Genomic DNA, 23997 nt, shown 5'->3' with positions numbered 1-23997 from the left:
GGGGCTCCTAGGAAACGGTGCAGGCAGTTGCGGTGCCGGGCACAGGGACGGGCAGGCCCGAGGGCCTGCCCGTCCTTCTGCGTCAGCGAAGAGGCTGCAATCAGTTCTGCTTCGTCCAGCTGTAGGCGTTCCAGGTGATGCCGGTCTGCGTCGGGTTCATCTCGACGCCCTCGAGCTTCGAGGAGGATCCGATGATGTCGGCGTTCGCGTAGAGCACCACGTTGTACTGCGTCTCGGCGAGGCGCTGCTCGAGTTCGGTCTTCAGCGCGGGGACCTTGTCGGCCTCCGTGGTGGTCGCGATCTCGGTCCAGAGGCGGTCGACCTCCTCGTCGGCGTAGCCGCCGAAGTTCTGCTCGCCGTCCGAGACGTAGATCGACTGGCCGGAGGCGACCAGGCCGGAGCCGGACCAGCCGAACACCACGGCATCCCAGGCGCCGGGCTGCGAGAGCTTGGCGCTCCACTCGGCCTCGGGCTGCGGGATGATCTCGAAGCCGGCCTTGTCGCAGGAGTCCTTGACCAGGGCCACCATGTCGGCGCGCAGCTGGCTGGTGGACGCGTACATCAGCGAGACCTTGACGGGCTCGGTCTTGCCGGCCTCCTCGAGGAGCTTCTTGGCGCCTTCGATGTCGGCGACGCCGTCACCCTGTGCGGCGGGAGCACCGTCGAGGACGGTGTCGTAGTCGGGCTGTCCGGGCTGGTACTCGCGCAGGTTCATGACCGTCCCTTCGGGATCGATCGGGGTCACGAACTTGTCGACCATGTCGGCCCGCGGCGTGCAGGCGTTGAACGCCTGCCGGACCTTGACGTCCTCGAAGACGGCGCCGGGGCGCTGGTCGAGGTCGATGTGCGAGAAGGTCATCGACGTCCCGGTGTCCACCGTGACGGTCTCGCCGATCTGCTCGAGGGCGGTCTTCGTGTCGACCGACGGGCTGGAGGGGTCGATGACGTCGACGTCGCCGTTCTGGAGGGCCTGGACGGCCTCCTCGTCCACGATGGTCTTGAAGACGATCGTGTCGGTCTTGCCGGCCCGCTCCTCGCCCCAGTACTTGTCGTTCTTCACGAGCGTCAGGGTGCCGTTGGTGGCGTTGTCCAGCTTGTACGGGCCGGACGAGGGCAGGAGCGCGGTGTCGGGGAGCTTCGGCAGATCCACCTCGTAGTCCCAGCCGCTGTTCCAGAACTCGGCGACGGGCGTGAGGGCGGCGGTGTCCTTCGCCTGGATGGCCTCGACGAGCTCGGCGCCGTCGCTGTCCGCGGACATCCCGCCCTGCTCGGCGGCGATGTGCGCGGGCATGATGAGGTCGCCGGTGAGCAGCGCCTCCCAGTCGGCGTACGGCTCCGAGAAGACGAGCTCGAACTCCTTGTCGCCCGGCTCGCCCTCGATCATCTCGGTCTGGGCGAACCCGTTGGTGGAGGAGGCCAGGAAGAGATCGGACTCGGCGCCCGTCTCGGCATCCTTCTCGCCGCTGGGGTGCGTGCCGGACATGGCGGCCCAGCTCAGGAGCACGTCGTCGTAGTCGATCGGCACGCCGTCGGACCAGACAGCATCGTCGTCGATGGTGTATTTGATCGTCAGGGGGTCGTCGCTGACCTTCTCGTACGTGCCGAAGTCCGGGTTGGCCTCCAGCTCGCCGGCCGCCGTGAAGGCCGCGAAGCCGCTCGTGGTCAGGTTGCTGATGTAGCCGTTGTAGACGGAGTTCGTCGCCGCGGTGTTGCCGTTGAAGCCGGTCGGAGCCTGGCTGATCGCGACGTTGATCGTCGTCGCCAGGTTCTCCTCGGCACTGTCGGAGGCCGTGGTTCCGGCGGTGCCGCCCGCCGAGCCACAGGCGCTCAGGGCGAGCGCTCCGATGGACAGTGCGGCGAGCGTCAGTGTGCGCTTATTACGCATTCGATAGTCCTTACTGTGCTGGGCGCGGGAGGCATCATTGGGCCCCCCGAGGCGGATTGTCGTCGTGACGTCAATCACACTCGGTCAGCATAGCGAAGGATCGTTGCCTTCGGACACTCAGTAAGGAACTAATAACCCGTTTGTTACCCCTGTGAAACATAAGGGGTCTGAAGAACGTAAAGGACCCCGGGATCAGCGTGTCCCGGGGTCCTTTCCGCGCCTGCGTGCCCTACTCTGGCGCCGGCACTTCCAGCCACTGGAACCAGCCGCGGTGCAGGACCAGCCAGGCCATCAGGCCGTAGCCGGCCTGACCGGGCGTCCCGCCGTTGGACGCGAGGTCATGGCGCCACTGCTCGTGGGCGAGCAGCGGGGTGAAGGTGTCGACGAAGACGTGCTTCCGGCGCGTCGTGACATCGCCGAAGGCGGCGGAGAGGTCGGCGAGGCGGCGGTTGCGCTCGGCGTCCAGCCCGGGCGGGGGCCCGACGACGAGGGCCTTGACGCTCGACTGGGAAGCGCCGTCGAGGATGTTCGCGAGATTGAGGCGGCTCCTCGCGGTGGACAGCTCCAGGTCCAGGTCGCGGTCGGACAGGCCGATCACCAGGCGGTTGTCGTAGCCGTCCGCGAAGCGGCGCCCGGCCTCCTGCAGCCAGCGGTTCGCAAGGGCCTCGGTCCCCTCGCCGGGGGCGGCCAGGCTGTACGCCTCGACGGAGACGTTGTCGGGCCTGGTCCGGGCCATCACACGCCCGAGCCAGCCGAGAGCCCTCGGATCACCGAGCCCTGCGAGGAGTTCGTCGCCCACTGCTGCTAGCCGGATTCTGCGTTGTTCCACTGGTTCCTCGGTGTGTTCGTCGAAAGGTGCATGGCTGCCCGGACATGCCACTGACAGGCACTTAAAGACATCGGGTGGGGCCTCGAGCCCCACCCGACATCATACTGATGGCTTACTACTGCCGCCCGAACGCCAGCTTGAGCAGGAGTTCCTGCTCCTTCGCGTGGTTCTTCGCCGAGCCGGTCGCCGTGGAGGCCGACGCCGGACGCGACGCGAGCCGGAGGGGCCGGTCGAGGTGCTGGGGGAGGTTCAGCCCGATGAAGGGCCACGGCCCCTGGTTGGCCGGCTCGTCCTGCGCCCAGACGATCTCCGCATTCGGGTAGGTCTCCAGGGCGGCCCGGATCTCCTCCACCGGCAGCGGGTAGAGCTGCTCCACGCGCACGATGGCCGTCTTGCCGTCGTCGAGCTTCTGGCGTGAGGCCAGCAGGTCGTAGTACAGGCGTCCGGAGACGAGGATGACCCGCTCGACGTCCGTCCCCGGCGTCTCGAGCGTGTCGGGGATGACCGGCCGGAAGGTGCCCTGCGTGAAGTCCTCCACCGAGCTGGCCGCCGCCTTCAGGCGCAGGAGCTGCTTGGGGGTGAAGATGATCAGCGGCTTCCGGGGACGCGTGTAGGCATGCCGGCGCAGCAGGTGGAAGTGCGAGGCGGCGCTGCTCGGATTGGCCACCACCATGTTCTCCTCGGCGCACATCTGCAGGAAGCGTTCGATGCGCGCGGACGAGTGGTCGGGGCCCTGGCCCTCGTAGCCGTGGGGCAGCATGAGGACGAGGGAGGAGCGCTGGCCCCACTTCTGCTCCGCAGAGCTGATGAACTCGTCGATGATGGTCTGCGCGCCGTTGACGAAGTCGCCGAACTGCGCCTCCCAGATCACGAGGGCGTCGGGGCGCTCCACGGAGTAGCCGTACTCGAAGCCCATGGCCGCGTACTCGCTCAGCAGGGAATCATAGATCCAGAACTTCGCCTGGTCCTCGCTGAGATCGTCCAGCGGGAGCCACTCGTGACCGGTGGCCCGGTCGTGGAAGACGGCGTGCCGCTGCACGAAGGTGCCGCGGCGCGAGTCCTGGCCGGCGAGCCGGACGGGGACGCCCTCCATGAGCAGGGACCCGAAGGCCGCGATCTCACCGAAGCCCCAGTCGATCCCGCCCTCGCGGGACATCTGCTCGCGCTTGTCGAGCAGCGCCTTGAGCTTCGGGTGGACCGTGAAGCCGTCGGGGATGGCGGTGTGCACCGAGCCGATGCGCGCCAGGGTCTCAGGGCTGATCGCGGTCTGCGGCGCCGCGCCGTCGCCGGCGTCGGACTGCTGCGCGTAGGGGCGCTCGAGGTCGGAGACTGCCTGCGGGTCCTTGGCGACGACCGGGATCGGCGAGGTCTGGGCCGCATGGGTCTCCGCGAAGACGCGCTCCAGGCGCTCCTGGTAGTCGCGCAGTGCCTGCTCGGCTTCCTCCTGCGTGATGTCACCGCGGCCGATCAGCGCCTCGGTGTACAGCTTCCTGACGGAGCGCTTGGCCTCGATCAGGTTGTACATCATGGGCTGCGTCATCGAGGGGTCGTCGCCCTCGTTGTGGCCGCGACGGCGGTAGCAGACCATGTCGATGACGACGTCCTTGTTGAACCGCTGACGGAACTGGTACGCCATCTGGGCCACGCGGACCACGGCCTCGGGGTCGTCGCCGTTCACGTGGAAGATGGGTGCCTGGACCATCTTCGCCACGTCCGTGGAGTACACGGAGGAGCGCGAGGACGTCGGGCTCGTGGTGAAGCCCACCTGGTTGTTCACGATGACGTGGATGGTGCCGCCGGTGCGGTAGCCGCGCAGCTGCGACAGGTTGAGGGTCTCCGCGACGACGCCCTGGCCGGCGAAGGCCGCATCGCCGTGGATGAGGATCGGCAGGACGGGGAAGGCGCCGCCCTGGTCCAGCAGGTCCTGCTTGGCGCGGACGATGCCCTCCAGCACGGGATCCACCGCCTCGAGGTGGGACGGGTTCGCGGCGAGGTAGACCTTCGTCTCGTTGCCGGCGTCGGAGGTGAACGTCCCCTCGGTGCCGAGGTGGTACTTGACGTCGCCCGAGCCCTGGACCGAGCGCGGATCCTGGGTGCCCTCGAACTCGCGGAAGATCTGCGCGTAGGTCTTGCCGGCGATGTTCGTGAGGACGTTGAGCCGCCCACGGTGCGCCATGCCGATCGCGACCTCGTCGAGGCCGTCGTCGGCCGCCCCGGAGATCACGGCGTCGAGCAGCGGGATCAGGGATTCGCCGCCCTCGAGGGAGAAGCGCTTCTGGCCCACGAACTTCGTCTGCAGGAACGTCTCGAACGCCTCGGCGGAGTTCAGCTTGTGCAGGATGCGCAGCTGTTCCTCACGGCTCGGCTTGGAGTACGGGTGCTCCAGCTCGTCCTGGAACCACTGGCGCTCCTCGGGGTCCTGCAGGTGCATGTACTCGATGCCGGTGGTGCGGCAGTAGGCGTCACGGAGTACGCCGAGCATGTCGCGGAACCTGAGCGTCGGCTGGCCGCCGAAGCCACCCGTGGGCCACTCGCGGTCGAGGTCCCACAGGGTGAGGCCGTGCGTGCGGATATCGAGGTCGGCGTGCTTGCGCTGGACGTACTCGAGCGGGTTGGTGTCCGCCATCAGGTGACCGCGCACGCGGTAGGCGTGGATGAGCTGCTGGATCCGGGCGACCTTGTTGATCTGGTCCATCGGATCGACCTGGATGTCCGCGCTCCAGCGCACGGGCTCGTAGGGGATGCGCAGCGACTCGAAGATCTCGTCGTAGAAGTTCTGCTCGCCCAGCAGCAGCTGATGGATGATGCGCAGGAACTCGCCGCTGCCGGCACCCTGGATCACGCGGTGGTCGTAGGTCGAGGTCAGCGTGATGGTCTTGCTGATGGCGTGCTTCGCGAGCGTCTTCTCGCTGGAGCCCTGGAACTCCGCGGGGTACTCGAGGGCACCCGCACCGATGATGCAGGCCTGGCCCTTGGACAGGCGCGGCACGGAGTGCACCGTGCCGATGCCGCCCGGATTGGTCAGGGACACCGTGGTGCCGGCGTAGTCGTCGGCACCGAGCTTGCCGCCCCGGGCCTTCTTGACGAGGTCCTCGTAGGCGTGCCAGAACTCCGAGAAGTTCATGGTCTCGGCCTTCTTGATGTTCGGCACCACGAGGGAGCGCGTGCCGTCGGGCTTCGGCATGTCGATGGCCAGGCCGAAGTTCACGTGGGCGGGCTGCACGGCGGACGGCTTGCCGTCGACGACGTCGTAGTAGACGTTCTGGGACGGGAACTGGGCGAGCGCGCGGATGATCGCGTAGCCGATCAGGTGCGTGAAGGACACCTTCCCGCCGCGGGCACGGGCGAGGTTGTTGTTGATGACCACGCGGTTGTCGATGAGGAGCTTCGCGGGGATGGCCCGGACGCTCGTGGCCGTGGGGACGCTGAGGCTGGCCTCCATGTTGGTGGAGATGGCCTTCGCCGGGCCGCGCAGCACGCTGATCTTGTTCTCGTCCATCTCGGGGTTGCGGTCCGAGGCGGGGAGCTGCGCGGGGATGGGCTTCACGGCGGGCTTGTCCTGGCGCGACGATTCCGGCTTCTTCGCCGGCTCGTTGGGCACGGGCGGCTTGCCGCTCTGCTGGGCACTCGCGGGGGACTCGCCGGAGGCCTTCGGTGCTGCGGCCTCGGTCTTCACGATCGGTAGTTCCTGCGTCAGGGGATTCGCATCCGGGGCAGGGGACGACGGCGGCGTGGCCGGCGCGGGACCGGCGGGCGTCGTGACAGCGGGTGGCGTCGCGGCGTCGGCCGAGGCATCCTTGCCCTCACCGTTCCCCGAGGGTGCTCCGTCGCCGTCGAACGAGTCGAAGAGCTCCCACCACTTGCGGTCCACCGAGTGGCGGTCCTGCTGGAACTGCTCGTAGAGCTCGTCGACAAGCCACTCGTTCCCGCCGAATTCTTCAGGTAGACGGTGACTGGTCTGTTCTGGCACTGGGTATACGCCTCTTCCATAAGTCGCCTGAGCGCGGTGGGGTCGGGCGGGCGGCGCGAAGCCGTGCCCGGACCCTGTCCAAGTGTAGTGACAGGGTCCGGGACTATCCAATCAGCCGTGCCGGACGCATTAGACTTTCTGCGGCTGTCTATCAAGGAGAACCATGCGCTTTCTCAATCCGCCCACCACGGACCTCACCTACTCGGACGTGTTCCTCGTGCCCTCGACCTCCGAGGTCGTCTCCCGGTTCGACGTCGACCTGTCCTCTGACGACGGCACGGGCACCACCATCCCGCTCGTCGTCGCCAACATGACGGCGGTGACCGGGCGGCGCATGGTGGAGACCATCGCGCGGCGCGGGGGTCTCGGAGTCCTGCCGCAGGACGTCCCCGTGGAGGTCATCGCGGAGGTCACCTCGTGGGTCAAGGACCGCCACCCCGTCTTCGAGACGCCGCTGCAGCTCCAGCCCGGCAACACCGTGGTGGACGCGCTGCACCTGATGCACAAGCGCGCCCACGGGGCGGTCCTCGTCACCGACGATGCCGGCGTCTGCGTCGGCGTGGTCGACGCCGACGACTGCGAGGAGGTGGACCGCTTCGCCTCGCTGGAGTCGGTGATGCGCCCGGCTCCCGCCGCCTTCGAGGCGTCCATGTTCGACGCCGATCCCGCGGCCGCACTCCAGAAGGCCTTCGAGGACCTCGACGGGTCCCGCGTCTCCCTGGCTCCCGTGGTGCGCGACGGCGCGCTCCAGGGCGTCATCACCCGCACCGGGGCCCTCCGCTCCACCATCTACGAGCCCGCGCTCGACGCCGGGGGCAAGCTCAGCGTGGCGGCGGCCGTCGGCATCAACGGCGACGTGGAGGCGAAGGCCGCGGCGCTGCTCGACGCCGGCGTGGACGTCCTCGTCGTCGACACCGCCCACGGCCACCAGCGGAAGATGCTCGACGCGCTCGCCGTCGTGCGCGGCCTGGACCCGACGGTCCCGATCGTCGCGGGGAACGTCGTCAGCGCCGATGGCGTCCGCGACCTCGTCGCCGCCGGGGCCTCGATCGTCAAGGTGGGCGTCGGACCCGGCGCCATGTGCACCACGCGCATGATGACGGCGGTCGGCCGCCCGCAGTTCTCCGCCGTCCACGAGTGCGCCCTCGCGGCCGCGGAGCTCGGCGCCCACGTGTGGGCCGACGGCGGCGTGCGGTACCCGCGCGACGTCGCCCTGGCCCTCGCGGCCGGTGCGAGCCAGGTCATGATCGGCTCCTGGTTCGCCGGGACCTACGAGAGCCCGGGCGATCTCCAGACCGACAGCAGCGGACGCCGGTACAAGGAGAGCTTCGGCATGGCCTCCGCCCGCGCCGTGCAGAACCGGACCCGCAGCGACGACGTCTTCGCCCGCGCCCGGAAGGGACTGTTCGAGGAGGGGATCTCCACCTCGAAGATGTACCTCGACCCGGCGCGGCCCGGCGTCGAGGACCTCCTCGACCTGATCACGGCCGGCGTCCGCAGCTCCATGACCTACGCCGGGGCGACGACGCTCGGCGAGTTCCGCGACCGCGCGGTGGTCGGCGTGCAGTCCGCCGCCGGGTACGAGGAGGGTCGCCCGCTCCCGCAGAGCTGGTAGGGGCATGCTCCGGCGCCGAGGCGCCGGAGCCGGTCCGGGCCGTTGCGCTGTGAGCGAAGAATCCGGGATACCCCCGACCGCGCCGTCCGCCGGGCGGGAGCCCTGCCCGTAAACTTGGAAGTCTTATGGACAGTCCTTCCAGGGGCCGGCTCGACGCCGGCGCACCCTCCCCTCTTGCCCATCCGCTGCCCGGACCCGATGCCGGACGCACGGTGGACGCCGATACCGACCACGGCGGCGCCCTGCCTGCCCCGACGGACGTCGCGGACCCCCTCAAACCCGGGCCGCTGCTCTCCCGCCCCGACCTGATCGAGGAGGGGAAGTAGCGGTGGAATGGATCTACCTGGCTGCCGGCCTGCTCCTCGTGCTGGGCACGGGCTTCTTCGTGGCCGTCGAATTCGCCCTCGTGGCCCTCGACCAGACCTACGTCCAGCGGGCGGTGGACGAGGGGGACACGAAAGCCGTGCCCCTGCTGCGCTGCCTGAAGTCCCTCTCGACGCAACTCTCCAGCTGCCAGCTGGGCATCACGCTCACCACGCTGCTGACCGGCTACGTCATGGAGCCCTCCGTGGGCAAGCTCCTCGAGACGCCGCTCACGGCGCTCGGCCTCTCGGAAGCGCTGGTCGCCTCCGCCTCGCTCGTCCTCGCGATGATCCTCGCCACCCTGCTGTCCATGCTCATCGGCGAACTGGTCCCCAAGAACCTCTCCATCGCGCTGCCCTTCCGGGTGGGCAGGGCCCTGGCCCGCCCGCAGCTCATGTTCACGGCCGTCTTCAAGCCGGCCATCCTCGTCCTCAACGGGTTCTCCAACCGCATCCTCAACATCTTCGGGCTCGAGGCCAAGGAGGAGATCTCCGGTGCACGGACGCCGTCGGAGCTCTCCTCGCTCGTGCGCCGCTCCGCCGAGATGGGCACGCTCGACCAGGGCACTGCCAACTTCCTGGCGCGCACCTTCAGCTTCTCCGAGCGGACGGCGGCGGACGTCATGACCCCGCGCATCCGGATGGAGGTGATCGACTCGGACCAGACCGTGGCCGACGTCGTCGAGGCCGCGCGCCGCACCGGGTTCTCCCGGTTCCCGCTGATCGGCGACTCCGCGGACGACATCCGGGGCGTGGTGCACGTCAAGAAGGCCGTCGCGGTCCCGCGCCACAAGCGCGCGGAGCTTCCCGCCGGCACCATCATGACCGACGTCCTGCGCGTCCCCGAGACGGTGCACCTCGATTCGCTCCTCAGCGAACTGCGTGAGGCGAACCTCCAGCTGGCCGTGGTGCTCGACGAGTACGGCGGCACCGCCGGCGTCGCCACGCTCGAGGACCTGGTCGAGGAGATCGTCGGCGAGGTCGCCGACGAACACGACAAGCTGAAACTGGGGGTGCTGCAGAGCGCCGCGGGGGACTGGTTCTTCCCCGGCCTGATGCGCCCCGACGAGGTCACCCTGCAGATACCCGGCCTCGTGGTGCCGGACGAAGCCGGCTACGAGACCGTCGCCGGGTTCATCATGGCCGAACTCGGGCGGGTCGCCGCCCCCGGGGACGCCGTCGAGGTCCCCGCGGGCACGCTCACCGTGGAGCGCATGGACGGACGGCGCATCGACCGCCTGCAGTTCCGCCCGGCACCCACCCCCGACGCCGAGCAGGGGCACGACGCCGAGAGCGCCGTCGTCCCCGAGCACCAGGCGGTGCCCCAGGGATCACCGAAGGTCGAGCAGACTCCCGGGCCCGTCTTCGCCGGCAGCACGGCCCACCGAAAGGACCCCCGATGAGCGACTGGGCAGGAATCCTCTGGCTCGTCATCCTCCTGGCCGGCAACGCCTTCTTCGTCGGCGCGGAATTCGCCATCATGTCGGCGCGCCGCAGCCAGATCGAACCCCTGGCGGAAACGGGGTCGAAGCGTGCCAGGACCACCATCTGGGCCATGGAGCACGTCTCCCTCATGCTCGCGTGCGCGCAGCTGGGCATCACCGTCTGCTCGCTCCTGATCCTGCAGGTCGCCGAGCCCGCGATCCACCACCTTCTCGTGGTGCCGCTGGAGGCCGTCGGGATCCCCGAGGGCCTCGCCGGCGGTCTGGCCTTCGCGATCGCCCTGATCCTGGTCACCTTTCTCCACGTGACATTCGGCGAGATGGTGCCGAAGAACATCTCGGTCTCCGTCGCCGACAAGGCCGCGCTCCTCCTGGCGCCGCCCCTGGTGATGATCGCCCGGATCGTCAACCCGGTGATCTCCTCGCTGAACTGGGCCGCGAACCACATCCTCCGCGCCCTCCGGGTGGAGCCGAAGGACGAGGTGTCCTCCACCTACACGCTGGAGGAGGTGCAGTCCATCGTCGAGGAGTCGACCAAGAGCGGGCTCGTGGACGACGAGTCGGGGCTCATCACCGGCGCCCTGGAGTTCTCCGGCCAGACGGCCGAGACGTCGATGGTGCCGCTGGGTGAGCTCGTCACCGTCCGCACCGACGCCACACCGGAAGACTTCGAGCGCGCCGTCGGCCGGACCGGGTTCTCCCGGTTCGTGATGGTGGACGAGCACGACAACCTCACCGGGTACATGCACCTGAAGGACATCATGTCGATGCCGCAGGCCATGTACCGCCGGCCCATCACGGAGAACAAGGTCCGCACGCTGGCCAACCTGTCCCTGCACGACGAGATCGAGGACGCCCTGACGGTCATGCAGCGGACCGGCTCGCACCTGGCGCGCGTGCTCGGGCCCGACGGCACGACGCGCGGCGTGCTCTTCCTCGAGGACGTGATCGAGCAGCTGATCGGCGAGATCCGCGACGCCACCCAGAACCAGGGTGCGCGCAGGTCCGGCGAGGGCATCGGCGGCCCTGACGCGCCGGTGGCCTGACCGGCGGCACCCGAGAACTGCGAACGGTTCGCGTTTGAGCTATGCTCGAAGCGCTAACCTGAACAATTCTCATTAGTCGATCGAGGTTCCCCGATGTCTGTCTCCCGCCGTCTCGCTCTTCCCGCCCTGGTGGCGGTCTCGGCCCTCGGCCTCTCCGCCTGCGGGGACGGCGGGTCGGGCGCGGCCGACGGGCAGGCGGGTGCCGCGGGCGATGCGGCGATCACGGTCGTCACCGCGACGAACGTGTACGGCGACATCGCCGCCGCCGTGGGCGGCGACGACGTCGAGGTCACGTCGATCGTCAGCAGCCTGAGCCAGGATCCCCACTCGTACGAGCCCACGGTGCAGGACAAGCTGGCCGTCTCGGAGGCGGGCCTCGTCATCGAGAACGGTGGGGGGTACGACGCCTTCCTCGGGCGCCTCGCGGACGAGACCGGCGTGGAGACGGTGCTCAACGCCGTCGAGCTGTCCGGCCTCGAGGAGCATGCCGACGAGGAGCCTGCCGGCGAGGACCACGAGGGTGAGGAGCATGCAGGGGAGGGCCACGGGCACGGGTCCTTCAACGAGCACGTCTGGTACGACCTCCCCGCGATGGCCACGCTCGCCACGGCGATCGCGGACGAGCTGGCCCGCCTCGACGAGCCCAACGCCGACGCCTACCGCCAGCGCGCCGAGGCCTTCGTCGAGGAGCTGCGGCCCCTCCAGGAGCGGCTGGCCGCGCTGGCATCGGAGAACGAGGGCCGGGACGTCGAGGTCGCGGTGACCGAGCCCGTCCCCGCGTACCTGCTGGAGGCGGCCGGTCTCGAGGACGTGACGCCGGAGGCGTTCACGGAGGCGATCGAGGAGGAGTCGGACGTCCCCGTCGCGGCACTGGACGAGATGAAGACCCTCGTCGAGGGTGGCGGCCTCGCGTTCCTTGCCTACAATGGCCAGACCGAGGGGGCGCAGACGGAAGCCGTCCGTTCCGTCGCCGACGAGGCGGGCCTGCCCGTCGTCGAGTTCACGGAGACCCTGCCCGACGGCGAGGACTACGTGTCCTGGATGACGGGCAACACCGACAGCATCGACGCCGCCCTCGGATCCTGAGGATCCCCGGCAGCGCTCCCGCTCCACACCTGAGCCGCCGGAGCCCCCGCACCACGACAGACTGGAAGCCGCCCCGCATGACCTCCACCGTTCCCCGGCCGTCGTCCTCCCCCCGGGGGACCGACGTGCGACCGGCGATCAGCCTGCGCGACGCAGCGCTGTCCTTCGGCGGCCGGACCCTGTGGGAGGGGCTGGACCTCGACATCCTGCCCGGCGAGTTCTTCGCCGTCCTCGGCCCCAACGGCTCCGGCAAGACGAGTTTCCTGAAGGTCCTGCTGGGGCTGCAGCCCCTCGACGCCGGCACCGCGACGATCGACGGCGGCCCGGTCACGCGGGGGAGCCGGGCGCTCGGCTACATCCCCCAGCAGAAATCCTTTCCCCCCGAGACCCCGCTGCGGGCCCGCGACCTCGTGGGTCTCGGGGTGGACGGCCACCGCTGGGGGCTGCGCCTCCGGGACCGTGGGTACCGCGGGCACGTGGACCGGCTCCTGCGCGACGTCGGCGCGGACTCCTATGCGGACGCGCCCGTCGGCCTTCTCTCCGGCGGCGAGCAGCAGCGGCTGCGGGCCGCGCAGGCCCTCGCCACGGACCCGGCCGTCCTCCTGTGCGACGAGCCCCTGCTCTCGCTGGACCTGAACCACCAGCAGGCGGTGAGCTCGCTCATCAACCGGCAGTGCCACGAGCGGAACAGCGCCGTGGTCTTCGTGACCCATGAGATCAACCCCGTCATCGACTACGTGGACCGCGTGCTGTACCTCGCGGACGGCAAGTTCCGTGTGGGCAGCCCCGCCGAGGTCATGACGAGCGAGGTGCTCTCCGAGCTGTACGGCAGTCCCGTCGAGGTGCTGCACAGCAACGGGAGGATCGTCGTCGTCGGCCTGCCGGACGCCACCACCCACCACCACGAGAGCGCCTAGGCCATGGACCTCCAGGACATCGTCGACGCCCTCTTCACGTTCGACAACTACGCCCAGCTGCTGCCGCTGGTTCGGAACTCGCTCATCGCGGGGGCGGTACTCGGACTCCTCGGTGGACTCATCGGCATCTTCGTCATGATGCGCGACCTCGCGTTCGCGGTGCACGGCATCGCGGAGCTCTCCTTCGCCGGAGCCGCGTTCGCCCTGCTCGTCGGGGCCAACGTCGTGGCCGGTTCGCTCGTCGGCTCCGTCCTCGCCGCGCTCGTCCTCGGCTTCATGGGCATCCGCGCCCGCGACCGGAACTCGATCATCGGCGTCGTGATGCCCTTCGGGCTCGGCCTCGGCATCCTGTTCCTCGCCCTCTACGAGGGGCGTGCCGCGAACAAGTTCGGCCTCCTGACCGGGCAGATCGTCTCGGTCGACGACGTGCAGCTGAACCTGCTCGTCGGGTGCGCGGTCGTCGTCATGCTCGCCCTGGCGGCCATCTGGCGTCCGCTCACCTTCGCGAGCGCCGACCCGGATCTCGCGGAGGCCCGTGGCGTGCCGGTGCGCGGCCTCTCGATCCTGTTCATGGTGCTGCTGGGGGTCTCGGTGGCCCTGTCCATCCAGGTGGTGGGGGCCCTGCTGGTCCTCGCGCTGCTGATCACCCCGGCGGCGGCCGCGCTGAGGGTTTCGTCGGCGCCGGGCGTCGTCGTCCTGCTCAGCGTGGTGTTCGCGTGCACGTCGGTGGTGGGAGGCATCCTGCTGGCGCTGGGCGGCCGCATCCCGATCAGCCCCTACGTCACGACGATCTCGTTCGCCATCTACCTCGTATGCCGCATGGTCGGGTCCCGCCGCTCGGTGCGCAGATCCCGCCCGGCGGAGCCGGCAGTTGCCGCCGTCACCTCGCTGCGGTAGGAGGGCCTAGGCGCGGGTGTCCGTGTCCGGCGGGCGCACGGCGTCGGCGATCGCCTGTCCCATGCTGCGCAGGAAGCGGGTGACCGTCTCGGTCTCCTCGCCCGTGAGGCCGTCGGCGGCGGCGAGGACGCCGCGCTCCTCGATGTCGAAGGCGGACCGGAACTCGCCGGTGGCCCTGTCCCCGGGATCCAGGATCACGGCGCGCCGGTCGACGGGGTGCCTGCGGCGCCGGATGAAGCCGGCCTTCTCGAGCCGGTCGATGACGAGCGTGGTCGACGCACTGGAGATCCCGAGGGCGACGGCGAGCTCCTTGGGGCTGGCCCCCTCGTCCTTCTGCCACACGCCCAGGAGGTAGCGTAGGGCCGCCAGATCCGTCTCGTTGATGCTGAGTCGCTGGCTGAGCTCCCGGCGGAGGCCGCTCTCCACGGTCCGGTAGGCCCGCAGGGCGTTGAGGACGTCGACGCCGGTCGCAGCCTGAGGGGTACCTTCCTCGCCGGACGGGGGATACCAGTAGCCCGCTCCCTGCCGCGCGTCCGTAGGATTCATGGCTTTATCCTAGACCATCTAGTAGTCAAGCTCCCTAGGTACTTGTCCGACCGCCGAACCCGGGCCCCGCTCAGGGGGAAGGCGTCACGGTCCCGGCGGTTCCGGTCGCAGGGAAGTCCAGCTCCGTCATCGCCCGTCCGAGGGCGACGAGGAAGCGGTGGATGGTCCGGCTGTCCTCGGGCGGGAGCGCGGAGGCGATCTGCATCATCCGTTCGTGCATCGTGCCCATCGTCGCGCGCACCTCGCGTTCGGTCGCCGCGGTCGGCCAGACCTCGATCACCCGCCCGTCCGTAGCACTCCGGCGTCGTTCGGCGTGGCCGCTCTGCTCGAGGCGGTCGACCAGCACCGTCGTGGCTGCCGTGGAGATCCCGAGTTCACGGGAGAGGGCTGCAGCACTGAGCGGGCGCCCGGCCTGGCCCGCCCGCAGCATGACGCGCAGCGCCGTCATGTCGGTCCTGCCGAGGTGCATGGAGTCCCGGCTCTGGCTGCGCATGGAGCTCTCGGCGTCCCGGTAGAGGCGCACAGCGTCTACGAGGTCCTGGACGGGGTCCGCGGCGTGGGCGGAGCGGTCACGGGAGGTCACGGAACGAGCCTAATGGACCACGCCGACATCATCGGTACCCCTGGTGGGGGCGGGAACGACTCCGGTGCGTACGGCACGGCCTCAGACCCGGTCCGCGGCCGCCGTGCAGTCCGGACACAGGCCGTGGATCTCGACGGTATGGGCCGCGTCGGAGAAGCCGTGCTCGGCCGCGATGCGGGCTGCCCACTGCTCGACGGCGGGCGCCTCGATCTCCACGGCGCGTCCGCAGTTCCTGCAGAGCAGGTGATGGTGGTGGTGCTCGACGGCGCAGCGACGGTAGACCGCTTCGTTGTCCCCGTTCCGCAGGACATCCACGAGGCCGTCGTCGGCCATCGACTGGAGGATGCGGTAGGCCGTGGCGAGGGAGACCGATTCCCCGCGCTGGTGGAGCACGCGATGGAGTTCCTGCGTGCTCACGAAGTCGTCGAGGGCGTCGAGGGCGGCGCTCACCGCGCGGCGCTGCCGCGTGACGCGCTGCTCGGATCCCTTGCGGGTGGGTGCAGCCGTACCCGTCATCGTTCCTGCCTCGGAGGTCGCCTCAGGCGTCATGTCCTACCCTTCCTGCGGGCGTGCGTGCCCGGGGTTCAGCATCCAGATTATCAGCGCCCACGGCGGTAGTCTGGGGCGATGCTGCTGACCAAGTACTCCCATTCGTGCGTGAGGCTCGAGCAGGAGGGCTCCGTGCTCGTGCTCGATCCCGGGTCCTTCTCCGAGGTCGAGGAATCGCTCGAAGGAGCGGCCGCCGTGCTCGTCACGCACGAGCACCCCGACCACATCGCCGTCGACCGCGTGGTCGCCGTACTCGCGGCGGACCCCGCGCTTGCCCTGTGGGCGCCCCAAGGAGTGGCCGACACCGTCGCAGCGGCTCTGGGTGACGCCGCGGGGGACCGCGTCCACTCCGTGTCCGGCGGCGAGGACTTCACGGCCGCCGGGTTCCGGGTGCGGACCTTCGGCGGACAGCACGCGCTGATCCACCCTTTGATCCCGGTGATCACCAACGTGGGCTACCTCGTCGAGGAATCCGTCTATCACCCGGGTGATTCGCTCATCGTGCCGGACGGCATCGAGGTGGGCACGCTGCTGGTCCCGGTGCACGCGCCGTGGTCGAAGCTGGGGGAGGTCGTGGACTTCACGGTGTCGGTCCGGGCCCCCCGGGCATTCCAGATCCACGACGCCCTCCTCAACGACGCCGGGCTCGGCATCGTCGAGGGCCATCTCACGCGCCTGGGCGCGAAGTACGGGACGACCTTCCGGCACCTCGCGGTCCGCGAGGGCGTCGACGTCTGATCCGCGCCGACCCGCTCCGACCGCCGGACGGATTCCTTGGTGGGGCACCCCGGGTGTGGTGGACTGGCCTGCATCAGGACCGGCCGCGGTGAGCCCGCGGTCCGGTCACCGTTCCGACAGGAGATCTCGATGAAGACTCTGATGGATGTGCAGGAGCTGCGGGACCGGATGACCTCCGGCCGGCAGACCATCCTGCTGGATGTGCGCTGGTCCCTGGGTGACCCCCTCGGCCACCGGCACTACCGCGAAGCCCACATTCCCGGCGCCGTGTACGTGGACCTGGAGACGCAGCTGTGCGCTCCCGGCGGTCCCGGGCTCGGACGCCATCCCCTCCCCGACCCGGAGGCCCTCCAGGAGGCGGCCCGCCAGTGGGGCCTCGCCGACGGCGACACAGTGGTCGCCTACGACGACTCCGGGAACCTCGCGGCGGCACGCCTCTGGTGGCTCCTGCGCGACGCCGGCTTCGCGTCGGTCAGCCTCCTCGACGGCGGCCTCGCCGCCTGGCGCGCGGCCGGGTACGACGTCGAGGGCGGGGAGGAGCGGCACTGCGTCGGCAGCGTCCACCTCTCCTCGGGGCACATGCCCGTCGTCGCGATCCCCGACCTGCTCGATCCCGCGCACGGCGACGTCGTCCTCGACGTCCGCGCCGGTGAACGCTTCCGCGGTGAGCACGAACCGATCGACCCGCTGGCCGGCCACATCCCCGGTGCGGTCAGCGCCCCGACGACCGAGAACCTCGGCGACGACGGCCGTTTCCGGTCCGCGGAGGAGCTCCGCCGCCGCTTCGAACGCATGGGTGCCGGCCGGAGGCGCACTGCGGTCTACTGCGGGTCGGGCATCACCGCGGCCCACGCGATCGCGGCGCTGGACATCGCCGGGATCGACGCGGCCCTGTTCCCTGGTTCGTGGTCCCAGTGGTCGACGACGGAGGGCCTGCCCGTCGCGACGGGGGCCTGACAGTAGCGGACGGTGCAGGCGCCGTCCGGCAGGACGGCAGCTGCATGACGGCGCCTGCACGACGGCGCCTGCACGAAGGCGCCTGCACGACGGACACGCGGCGGGGCCTGCACGATGGCGCCTGCACGACTGACACGCGGCGGGGCCGGCGGTCGCCCCGCCGCACCGCGGCACGGTAGCGTCGGGGCATGACCCCAGGACGCCCCGCACCGCCGCCCCTGCGCGGCGGCATCCCGCTGCCCGCCGGCCGGGCGCGCGGAGGTGTCCGGCCGGCAGCGACCCCAGGAGGACCGATGACCACTCTCTTCACCAGGATCATCAACGGCGAGGTGCCCGGGCGCTTCGTCTGGCAGGACGAAAACGTGGTGGCGTTCCTGACCATCGCCCCGATCACCCCGGGGCACACGCTCGTGGTGCCGCGGCGCGAGATCCCACACTGGCTCGAGGCCGATCCGGAGACCCTGACCCGCGTGATGGCCGTTGCCCAGGTCATCGGCAGGGCGCAGGAGGCGGCGTTCGGTGCCGAGCGCGTCGGGGTCCTGCTCGAAGGCTACGAGGTGCCCCACCTGCACGTGCACGTCTGGCCGACGCAGTCCCCGGAGGACTTCGACGTCAAGCGCGTGGACCACGCGCCGGACCCGGCCGCGATGGACCGGACCGCCGAGGCCCTCCGGAGTGCGCTGCGCGAAGCCGGGCATTCCGCCTCCGTCCCGGCCTGAACGGGCCGTAGACCGCTACCGCGAACCGCTCTCCGCTGGTAGGTTGCCGGTGCATGGAAGCTATCGAGAGCATGTTGACGGGCGGGCACCCCAACTCCATGGGGCGCACGGTCGAGGTCGTCGAGCTGGTCGCTGCGGACCGGTCAAGGCTGCAGGAGCTGTTCGAGTGCTACGGCAGTGATGACCCGGTGGTGCGGCTGCGCACCTCCAGCGCCCTCAAACGCCTCGAGGCCGCGCGACACGAGTGGCTGATCCCGTTCGCCGACCGCCTCATCGACGAGGTGGGGACGCTCGATCAGGCCTCCGCGCAGTGGACGCTCGCGAAGCTGTTCCTGCGGCTCACGCCGGACCTGACGCCGGATCAGCGCGACCGCGCGACGGTCATCCTCCAGCGCAACATCGAGGAGCACGACTGGATCGTACTGATCAACACCATGGAGACGCTGTCCGCGTGGTCCGACGACGATCCCACCCTGCGCGCGTGGCTCGAGCCCCGGCTCGAGCGCCTGGCGGAGGACCCGCGGACCTCGGTGGCCGAGCGTGCCCGGAACCTCTCCGCCCGGGTCCGGGGGGACCGGACGCCGGTCGGCGCTCCGGCACCGGCCGGCACCGCGCGGGTCCCGGTCACCGCGTCTCGGCGAGGGCCTCGTTGAGCGCCGTCCGCACGCGCTTCTCGGACACCGAGTAGGCGGTCCCGAGGTCCTGGGCGAACAGGCTCACCCGCAGCTCCTCGATCATCCAGCGGACACGCCCCAGCGACGCGGGCCGATGCCGTCCCGCCGCGAGGGACGCGACGGCGTCGTCGTACTCGTCCTCGAGCCGCTGGATGACGGCGGTGCCGAGACCGTCCCGCTGCACGGTGGTCGGCAGCTTCTCGAGCCGCACCTCGATGGCCCGCAGGTAGCGCGGGAGGTGCGCCAGCTGGGCGTAGCCGGTGGCCGCGACGAAACCCGGGTGGACGAGCTGCTCGAGCTGGCTCCGGATGTCGTTCAGGGCTGTGATCAGAGCCAGGCTCGTGGTCCCCTTGAGCTGCTTCTGGATGCGCCGGTTGCTGGAGAGCACTTTCTCCACCGTCGCCGTCACGATGAAGACGGTGTCGATGAGCTCGGCGCGGACCTCCTCGTAGAGCCGGTCGAACGCCGCCTCGGTCCAGGGCAGCTGCTCGGGCACGAGCTTGTCGATCGCCGCGAGCGAGCAGTCGCGGATGAGTTCCGCGACGCTGCCGTGCGGGTTCTGGCTGAAGGTGAGCTTCTCGGTGTTGCTGAGGTGCTCCAGGACGTATTTCGCCGGGCTGGGGATGCGCAGTGACAGCAGCCGGATGATCCCGGCGCGCATGGCCGTCGCCTGCTCGCCCGGGGTCGGGAACACCCGCAGGCCTACCGAGGTGCCCTCGTCGACGACGGCGGGGTACCCGGTGACCCGGTGCCCGGCGACGGTGCGGGACACCTCACGCCCGATGTCCCCGAAGACCCAGGTCCTCTCGCCCGTCCGTTCGGCGATCGCCGGTGCCTCGGCCACTGCCACCGCCCCACGGGACAGGGCGGCGCCCTGTGCGGTCTGCCCGCCCGACGCGGGGCCGTCCGCTGCGGGCGTCCGACCGGACCCGCGGCCCGCCGACTCGGCCTTCGTGCTGTTCCGACCGGCCGGACCGGCGGAGGCCTTCCCGCGGCCCCCGCGACCCGGACCGCCCGCCGGCCGGGTGCTGCCGGGCGTCGCGCCGAGAGATTCGGCGATGGCGCGGCTCACCGCAGGGGCCAGGGACTCCCGGAGGGCCTCCAGATCACGCGACTCGTCGAGCACCCGCCCCGCGGCGTCGACGATCCGGAACATCATCAGGAGGTGCTGCGGTACCGCGGACCAGGTCCATGATCCGGGCGGGATCACATGGCCCCGCAGGCGGCGCAGCGCGAGCTCGAGGGAGGCCTCGAGATCGTCCTGGGCCGGATCGAAGTCCGCGGCGAGGGCCGCGACGGCACTCCGTGCGACGTCGGGTGCGGGCACGAAGTTCTTCCGCACCTGCTTCGGCAGGGACTTGATGAGCGCGGTGACGAGTTCCACGCGCTGACCCGGGATCTGCCAGCGGAACGGCTTCGGGTCCAGCTGGTTCAGGAACAGGACCGGGATGGTCACGGTCACGCCGTCGTGCGCGCCCGGTGTGAGGGGCGAGAACTCGTACGCCAGGGGCAGCTCGAAGCCCGCCTGGTGCCAGGTGCTCGGGAAGGCCGCCTCGTCGAGCTCCGCGGCGTCCTCGCTGAGGAGCTGCTCGGGGTCGAAGTCGAGCAGGTCGGGGGATTCGTGGCGGGCCTGCTTCCACCAGGAGTCGAAGTGCCGCTCCGACACGACATCCGGGCCGATCCGCTGGTCGTAGAACTCGAACAGCGTCTCGTCGTCCACCCGCAGGTCACGCCGTCGCAGGCGGTTCTCGAGTTCCTCCACCTCGGCGAGGCGGGCCTGGTTGCGGCTGAAGAACGTGTGGTGGGTCTTCCAGTCGCCCTCCACGAGGGCGTGCCGGATGAACAGCTCGCGGGCCACCTCGCGGTCGATCCGCCCGTAGTTGATGCGGCGCTGCGGCACGATCGGCACCCCGTAGAGGGTCACCTTCTCGTACGCCATGACCGAGCCCATCTTCCGGGACCAGTGCGGTTCGCTGTACGAGCGCTTCACGAGGTGCGGCGCCACCTGCTCGGCCCACAGCGGATCGATCCGCGCCACGACGCGCGCCCAGAGCCGGGAGGTCTCCACGAGTTCGGCGGCCATGACCCAGTCCGGTGACTTCTTGAACAGTGCGGAGCCGGGGAACACGGCGAAGCGGGTGCCGCGTGCGCCGGAGTACTCCCGTTTGCGCTGGTCGTAGAGGCCGATGTTGCCCAGCAGTCCCGAGAGCAGGCTGATGTGGATCTGCTCGTGGAGGCCCACGGGATCCACCGGGCCGGCGGGCAGCGTGATACCGAGCGGCTTCGCCAGCTGGCGCAGCTGCTGGAACAGGTCCTGCCACTCCCGCACCCGCAGGTAGTTGATGAACTCCGTGCGGCACAGTTTCCGGAACTGCGTCGAGGAGAGCTCGTCCTGCTTCTCCTGCAGGTACCGCCACAGGTTGAGATAGGCCGTGAAGTCCGAGTTCTCGTCCATGAAGCGCTTGTGCTTCTCGGCAGCCTGCTGCTGCTTGGCGGGCTGATCCGCCGACGGCCGCTCCCGCGGGTCCTGGATGGTCAGGGCCGCGGCGAGCACCATGACCTCCTTGACGGAGCCGCGCGTCCCCGCCTCGACGATCATGCGCCCGAGGCGTGGGTCCACGGGGAGCTGGGCGAGCTTGCGGCCCACCGCGGACAGGCCGCCGTCGTCCTTCAGTGCACCGAGCTCGCGGAGCAGGGCGACGCCGTCGTTGATCGCCTTGGTCTCGGGCGGCTCGACGAACGGGAACTCGGCGATGTCCTTGGGACTGCGGGTGACGCCCATGGCCGCCATCTGCAGGATCACCGCAGCGAGGCTGGTCCGCAGGATCTCCGGCTCGGTGAACGGCCGCCGCGAGGCGTAGTCCTCCTCCGAGTAGAGGCGGATGGCGATGCCGTCGGACACGCGGCCGCTGCGGCCCGACCGCTGGTTCGCGGAGGCCTGGGAGACGCGTTCGATCGGCAGCCGCTGCACCTTGGTGCGGTGCGAATAGCGCGAGATGCGGGCCGTGCCGGTGTCGATGACGTACTTGATGCCGGGCACGGTGAGGGAGGTCTCCGCGACGTTCGTCGCGAGGATGATGCGGCGATGGCTGCCGGTGGGGCGGAAGACGCGGTGCTGCTCCTCGAGGGAGAGCCGCGCGAAGAGGGGGAGGACCTCCGTGCCGCGCAGGCGGGTGGTGGCCTGGATTCGTGCGCGGAGGGCGTCGGCGGCGTCACGGATCTCACGCTCGCCGGAGAAGAACACGAGGACGTCGCCGGGGGCTTCGAGGGAGAGCTCGTCCACCGCGTCGCAGACGGCGTCGAGCGGGTCCCGTTCCTCCTCGAGTTCGCTCTCTGCGCCGCCCTCGCCGTCGTCGAGCCCGCCCGGCGGCTGGTCGAGCGGCCGGTAGCGGATCTCGACCGGGTACGTGCGGCCCGAGACCTCGATGATCGGCGCGGGGGAGGTGTTCGCGACGGCGGCGTCGGCGGCGAAGTGCGCGGCGAAGCGCTCGGGGTCGATGGTGGCCGAGGTGATGATGACCTTGAGGTCCGGCCGCTCGGGCAGGATCCGCTTCAGGTAGCCGAGGATGAAGTCGATGTTGAGGCTGCGCTCGTGGGCCTCGTCGATGATGATCGTGCTGTACTTGCGCAGCATCCTGTCGTGCTGGATCTCGGCGAGGAGGATGCCGTCCGTCATCAGCTTGATCTTCGTCTTCCGGCCCACCGACCCGGTGAAGCGGACCTGGTAGCCCACCTCCTCGCCCAGCGGGACCTGCAGTTCCTCGGCGATGCGCTCGGCGACGGTGCGGGCCGCGAGGCGCCGGGGCTGGGTATGACCGATCAGCCCGTGCTCGGCCAGGCCGAGCTCCAGGCACATCTTGGGGATCTGCGTCGTCTTCCCGGACCCGGTCTCGCCGGCGATGATGGTGACCTGGTTGGCCGCGATGGCGGCCATGATGTCGGTCCGGCGTTCCGAGACAGGGAGGTCCGCGGGATAGGAGATAGTCAGTGGCATAGTTGCCTGCCAGTCTAGTTCCTCGCGCCGGGCCGCAGTCGGGATGTTCACCGAGGGCCGGTGTCCGGTCGCTCGGCGTTCGGTGCGTCCGGTGCTTCGCCGTCCAGTCAGTCCCTGTCCGGCCGTTCGCCCTTCGGTGCGTCCGGTGCTTCGCCGTCCAGCTCTTGCGGTGCTTCCCGGGCGGAGGGTGTTGCAGCGCGGCGGAGCCGGTCGGCGACTACGGCGGCACGCTCGCGCATCGCGGCCGGTTCGAGGACCTCGAAGTCGATGTCCCAGCTCGCCAGGTAGGCCAGCGGGAAGTCGAGGGAGTCGAAGCCCGCCCGCAGGAGCGTGTGGTGATCACCGTCGGCGTCGAGGGTGCCCGTGCTGGGCGGGACGTGCGGTTCCAGGTCTCGGAGGGGTGCATGGAACCTGATGACGGCGTCGTAGGAGAAGGGCGAGCGGGTGATGGACTCCTGCACGTACGCCGCGAGGTCTGCGGCAGGGAGGGGGCGGGGGAGGAAGCGGTCGCGGGCCACCGGCACGCTCCGGCACCGGTCCACGCGGAAGGTCCGCCAGTCCTCCCGGGAGCGGTCGAAGGCCACCAGGTACCACCGTCGACCGGTGTCCACGAGCCGGTACGGTTCGACGATGCGTCGGGAGGATTCGCCGTCGTGCCGGTCGTACCGGAACGCGACGCACCGGTGTTCGGTGATGGCTGCGGAGAGGGCGGTCAGGATCTCCGGATTCACCGGGGTGCTGGCTGCCGCCATGCGTGTCACCGCAGAACGCAGCCCGGCGAACCGGGGCCGCAGCCGGGGCGGCAGGACCTGTTCGAGCTTCGTGAGCGCGCGCACGGAGGCTTCGCCCACACCGGAGACAGGGCTGGCCGTGACTGCGGTCAGGCCGATCGCGACGGCGAGTGCCTCGTCGTCGTCGAGCAGGAGGGGTGGCAGTTGAGCCCCGGCGCCGAGCTGGTACCCGCCCGCCACTCCGGGGGATGCGTTGATGGGGTAGCCGAGCGTCCGCAGCTTGCCGATGTCGCGTCGGACCGTGCGCTCCGTGACGCCCATGCGCTGCGCGAGGGCGGGTCCGGTCCATTCGCGCCGGAGCTGGAGGAGCGAGAGGAGCTGGAGCAGGCGCGCCGAGGTCTCGATCATGGGTCAACGGTACGACCGGAAGCGGACGATAGCTGTCCTCAATCGGCTC

The 23997-nt window shown here is 70.1% G+C and carries 19 protein-coding genes; 11 read left to right on the top strand and 8 right to left on the bottom strand.

The window, feature by feature from the left end:
• Positions 1-100 precede the first annotated feature (100 nt).
• From C4K88_RS02380 to C4K88_RS02370, 3 genes are all read right to left on the bottom strand, one after another.
• Positions 101-1885 carry an ABC transporter family substrate-binding protein gene (locus tag C4K88_RS02380; RefSeq protein WP_104120011.1) on the bottom strand — a complete coding sequence of 595 codons (1785 nt, stop codon included), beginning with the start codon at positions 1883-1885 and terminating at the stop codon, positions 101-103.
• 229 nt (positions 1886-2114) lie between these two features.
• Entirely contained in the window at positions 2115-2714 is a 600-nt protein-coding gene (locus tag C4K88_RS02375) for a GDSL-type esterase/lipase family protein (RefSeq protein ID WP_104120010.1), read from the bottom strand.
• Between the two features lie 115 nt (positions 2715-2829).
• Positions 2830-6684, bottom strand: a complete 3855-nt coding sequence (locus C4K88_RS02370; protein ID WP_104120009.1) for a multifunctional oxoglutarate decarboxylase/oxoglutarate dehydrogenase thiamine pyrophosphate-binding subunit/dihydrolipoyllysine-residue succinyltransferase subunit — start codon at positions 6682-6684, stop codon at positions 2830-2832.
• 163 nt (positions 6685-6847) lie between these two features.
• Between C4K88_RS02370 and guaB1 the strand changes: the two genes are divergently transcribed.
• The 7 genes from guaB1 (at position 6848) to C4K88_RS02335 (ending at position 14049) form a co-directional block, all read left to right on the top strand.
• Positions 6848-8299 (top strand): GMP reductase, encoded by a 1452-nt coding sequence (gene guaB1 / locus C4K88_RS02365; RefSeq protein WP_104120008.1) that lies wholly within the window; start codon positions 6848-6850, stop codon positions 8297-8299.
• A gap of 125 nt (positions 8300-8424) precedes the next feature.
• On the top strand, positions 8425-8625 hold the full coding sequence (locus C4K88_RS02360) for a hypothetical protein (protein WP_104120007.1): 201 nt from the start codon (positions 8425-8427) through the stop codon (positions 8623-8625).
• 2 nt (positions 8626-8627) lie between these two features.
• Positions 8628-10064, top strand: coding sequence for a hemolysin family protein (locus tag C4K88_RS02355; protein ID WP_104120006.1), 1437 nt, complete (start codon positions 8628-8630; stop codon positions 10062-10064).
• Positions 10061-11149: a hemolysin family protein gene (locus C4K88_RS02350; RefSeq protein WP_104120005.1), complete on the top strand. Its 1089-nt coding sequence runs from the start codon at positions 10061-10063 to the stop codon at positions 11147-11149. The genes C4K88_RS02355 and C4K88_RS02350 overlap by 4 nt, the downstream gene beginning before the upstream one ends.
• 93 nt (positions 11150-11242) lie before the next feature.
• On the top strand, positions 11243-12235 hold the full coding sequence (locus C4K88_RS02345) for a metal ABC transporter solute-binding protein, Zn/Mn family (protein WP_104120004.1): 993 nt from the start codon (positions 11243-11245) through the stop codon (positions 12233-12235).
• 77 nt (positions 12236-12312) lie between these two features.
• Positions 12313-13152, top strand: coding sequence for a metal ABC transporter ATP-binding protein (locus C4K88_RS02340; protein ID WP_174705197.1), 840 nt, complete (start codon positions 12313-12315; stop codon positions 13150-13152).
• 3 nt (positions 13153-13155) lie between these two features.
• Positions 13156-14049, top strand: a complete 894-nt coding sequence (locus C4K88_RS02335; RefSeq protein ID WP_104120003.1) for a metal ABC transporter permease — start codon at positions 13156-13158, stop codon at positions 14047-14049.
• A 6-nt stretch (positions 14050-14055) separates the two neighbouring features.
• On the opposite strand, the gene C4K88_RS02330 is transcribed toward C4K88_RS02335, so the two are convergent.
• The 3 genes from C4K88_RS02330 to C4K88_RS02320 all read right to left on the bottom strand — a co-directional run bounded on the left by C4K88_RS02330 (position 14056) and on the right by C4K88_RS02320 (position 15694).
• Complete coding sequence (locus C4K88_RS02330; protein WP_104120002.1) at positions 14056-14595, bottom strand: MarR family winged helix-turn-helix transcriptional regulator; 540 nt, start codon at positions 14593-14595, stop codon at positions 14056-14058.
• 70 nt (positions 14596-14665) lie between these two features.
• Complete coding sequence (locus C4K88_RS02325; protein ID WP_104120001.1) at positions 14666-15178, bottom strand: MarR family winged helix-turn-helix transcriptional regulator; 513 nt, start codon at positions 15176-15178, stop codon at positions 14666-14668.
• A gap of 81 nt (positions 15179-15259) precedes the next feature.
• A complete protein-coding gene (locus tag C4K88_RS02320) occupies positions 15260-15694 on the bottom strand; it encodes a Fur family transcriptional regulator (RefSeq protein ID WP_104120300.1) in 435 nt (144 codons plus the stop codon).
• 111 nt (positions 15695-15805) lie between these two features.
• Between C4K88_RS02320 and C4K88_RS02315 the strand changes: the two genes are divergently transcribed.
• From C4K88_RS02315 to C4K88_RS02300, 4 genes are all read left to right on the top strand, one after another.
• Complete coding sequence (locus C4K88_RS02315; protein ID WP_104120000.1) at positions 15806-16465, top strand: MBL fold metallo-hydrolase; 660 nt, start codon at positions 15806-15808, stop codon at positions 16463-16465.
• Positions 16466-16594: 129 nt separating this feature from the next.
• Positions 16595-17422 (top strand): sulfurtransferase, encoded by an 828-nt coding sequence (locus C4K88_RS02310; RefSeq protein ID WP_104119999.1) that lies wholly within the window; start codon positions 16595-16597, stop codon positions 17420-17422.
• A gap of 293 nt (positions 17423-17715) precedes the next feature.
• Positions 17716-18141 (top strand): HIT family protein, encoded by a 426-nt coding sequence (locus tag C4K88_RS02305; protein ID WP_104119998.1) that lies wholly within the window; start codon positions 17716-17718, stop codon positions 18139-18141.
• Between the two features lie 53 nt (positions 18142-18194).
• Positions 18195-18794, top strand: a complete 600-nt coding sequence (locus tag C4K88_RS02300; RefSeq protein ID WP_146065586.1) for a hypothetical protein — start codon at positions 18195-18197, stop codon at positions 18792-18794.
• Here the strand turns inward: C4K88_RS02300 and hrpA are convergent.
• Together hrpA and C4K88_RS02290 are read right to left on the bottom strand one after the other, a co-directional pair.
• Positions 18766-22809, bottom strand: a complete 4044-nt coding sequence (hrpA, locus tag C4K88_RS02295) for an ATP-dependent RNA helicase HrpA (protein ID WP_104119996.1) — start codon at positions 22807-22809, stop codon at positions 18766-18768. The two genes, C4K88_RS02300 and hrpA, sit on opposite strands and share 29 nt — an antisense overlap.
• A gap of 107 nt (positions 22810-22916) precedes the next feature.
• Positions 22917-23948, bottom strand: a complete 1032-nt coding sequence (locus C4K88_RS02290; RefSeq protein ID WP_104119995.1) for a helix-turn-helix transcriptional regulator — start codon at positions 23946-23948, stop codon at positions 22917-22919.
• Between the last annotated feature and the right edge of the window lie 49 nt (positions 23949-23997).

This window comes from Arthrobacter pityocampae, from assembly GCF_002927275.1.
Classification (GTDB): Bacteria; Actinomycetota; Actinomycetes; order Actinomycetales; family Micrococcaceae; genus Arthrobacter_D; species Arthrobacter_D pityocampae.
Note: the sequence above shows the minus strand (reverse complement) of the source record. Positions and strands in the feature narration are given on the sequence as shown.

Bases quoted from the DNA above. Each gene is read 5' to 3' on its own strand.
- C4K88_RS02380 (WP_104120011.1), bottom strand. From the start codon at position 1,885: ATGCGTAATAAGCGCACACTGACGCTCGCCGCACTGTCCATCGGAGCG.
- guaB1 (WP_104120008.1), top strand. From the start codon at position 6,848: ATGCGCTTTCTCAATCCGCCCACCACGGACCTCACCTACTCGGACGTG.
- C4K88_RS02360 (WP_104120007.1), top strand. From the start codon at position 8,425: ATGGACAGTCCTTCCAGGGGCCGGCTCGACGCCGGCGCACCCTCCCCT.
- C4K88_RS02350 (WP_104120005.1), top strand. From the start codon at position 10,061: ATGAGCGACTGGGCAGGAATCCTCTGGCTCGTCATCCTCCTGGCCGGC.
- C4K88_RS02345 (WP_104120004.1), top strand. From the start codon at position 11,243: ATGTCTGTCTCCCGCCGTCTCGCTCTTCCCGCCCTGGTGGCGGTCTCG.
- C4K88_RS02340 (WP_174705197.1), top strand. From the start codon at position 12,313: ATGACCTCCACCGTTCCCCGGCCGTCGTCCTCCCCCCGGGGGACCGAC.
- C4K88_RS02335 (WP_104120003.1), top strand. From the start codon at position 13,156: ATGGACCTCCAGGACATCGTCGACGCCCTCTTCACGTTCGACAACTAC.
- C4K88_RS02330 (WP_104120002.1), bottom strand. From the start codon at position 14,595: ATGAATCCTACGGACGCGCGGCAGGGAGCGGGCTACTGGTATCCCCCG.
- C4K88_RS02320 (WP_104120300.1), bottom strand. From the start codon at position 15,694: ATGACGGGTACGGCTGCACCCACCCGCAAGGGATCCGAGCAGCGCGTC.
- C4K88_RS02315 (WP_104120000.1), top strand. From the start codon at position 15,806: ATGCTGCTGACCAAGTACTCCCATTCGTGCGTGAGGCTCGAGCAGGAG.
- C4K88_RS02310 (WP_104119999.1), top strand. From the start codon at position 16,595: ATGAAGACTCTGATGGATGTGCAGGAGCTGCGGGACCGGATGACCTCC.
- C4K88_RS02305 (WP_104119998.1), top strand. From the start codon at position 17,716: ATGACCACTCTCTTCACCAGGATCATCAACGGCGAGGTGCCCGGGCGC.
- C4K88_RS02300 (WP_146065586.1), top strand. From the start codon at position 18,195: ATGGAAGCTATCGAGAGCATGTTGACGGGCGGGCACCCCAACTCCATG.
- hrpA (WP_104119996.1), bottom strand. From the start codon at position 22,809: ATGCCACTGACTATCTCCTATCCCGCGGACCTCCCTGTCTCGGAACGC.
- C4K88_RS02290 (WP_104119995.1), bottom strand. From the start codon at position 23,948: ATGATCGAGACCTCGGCGCGCCTGCTCCAGCTCCTCTCGCTCCTCCAG.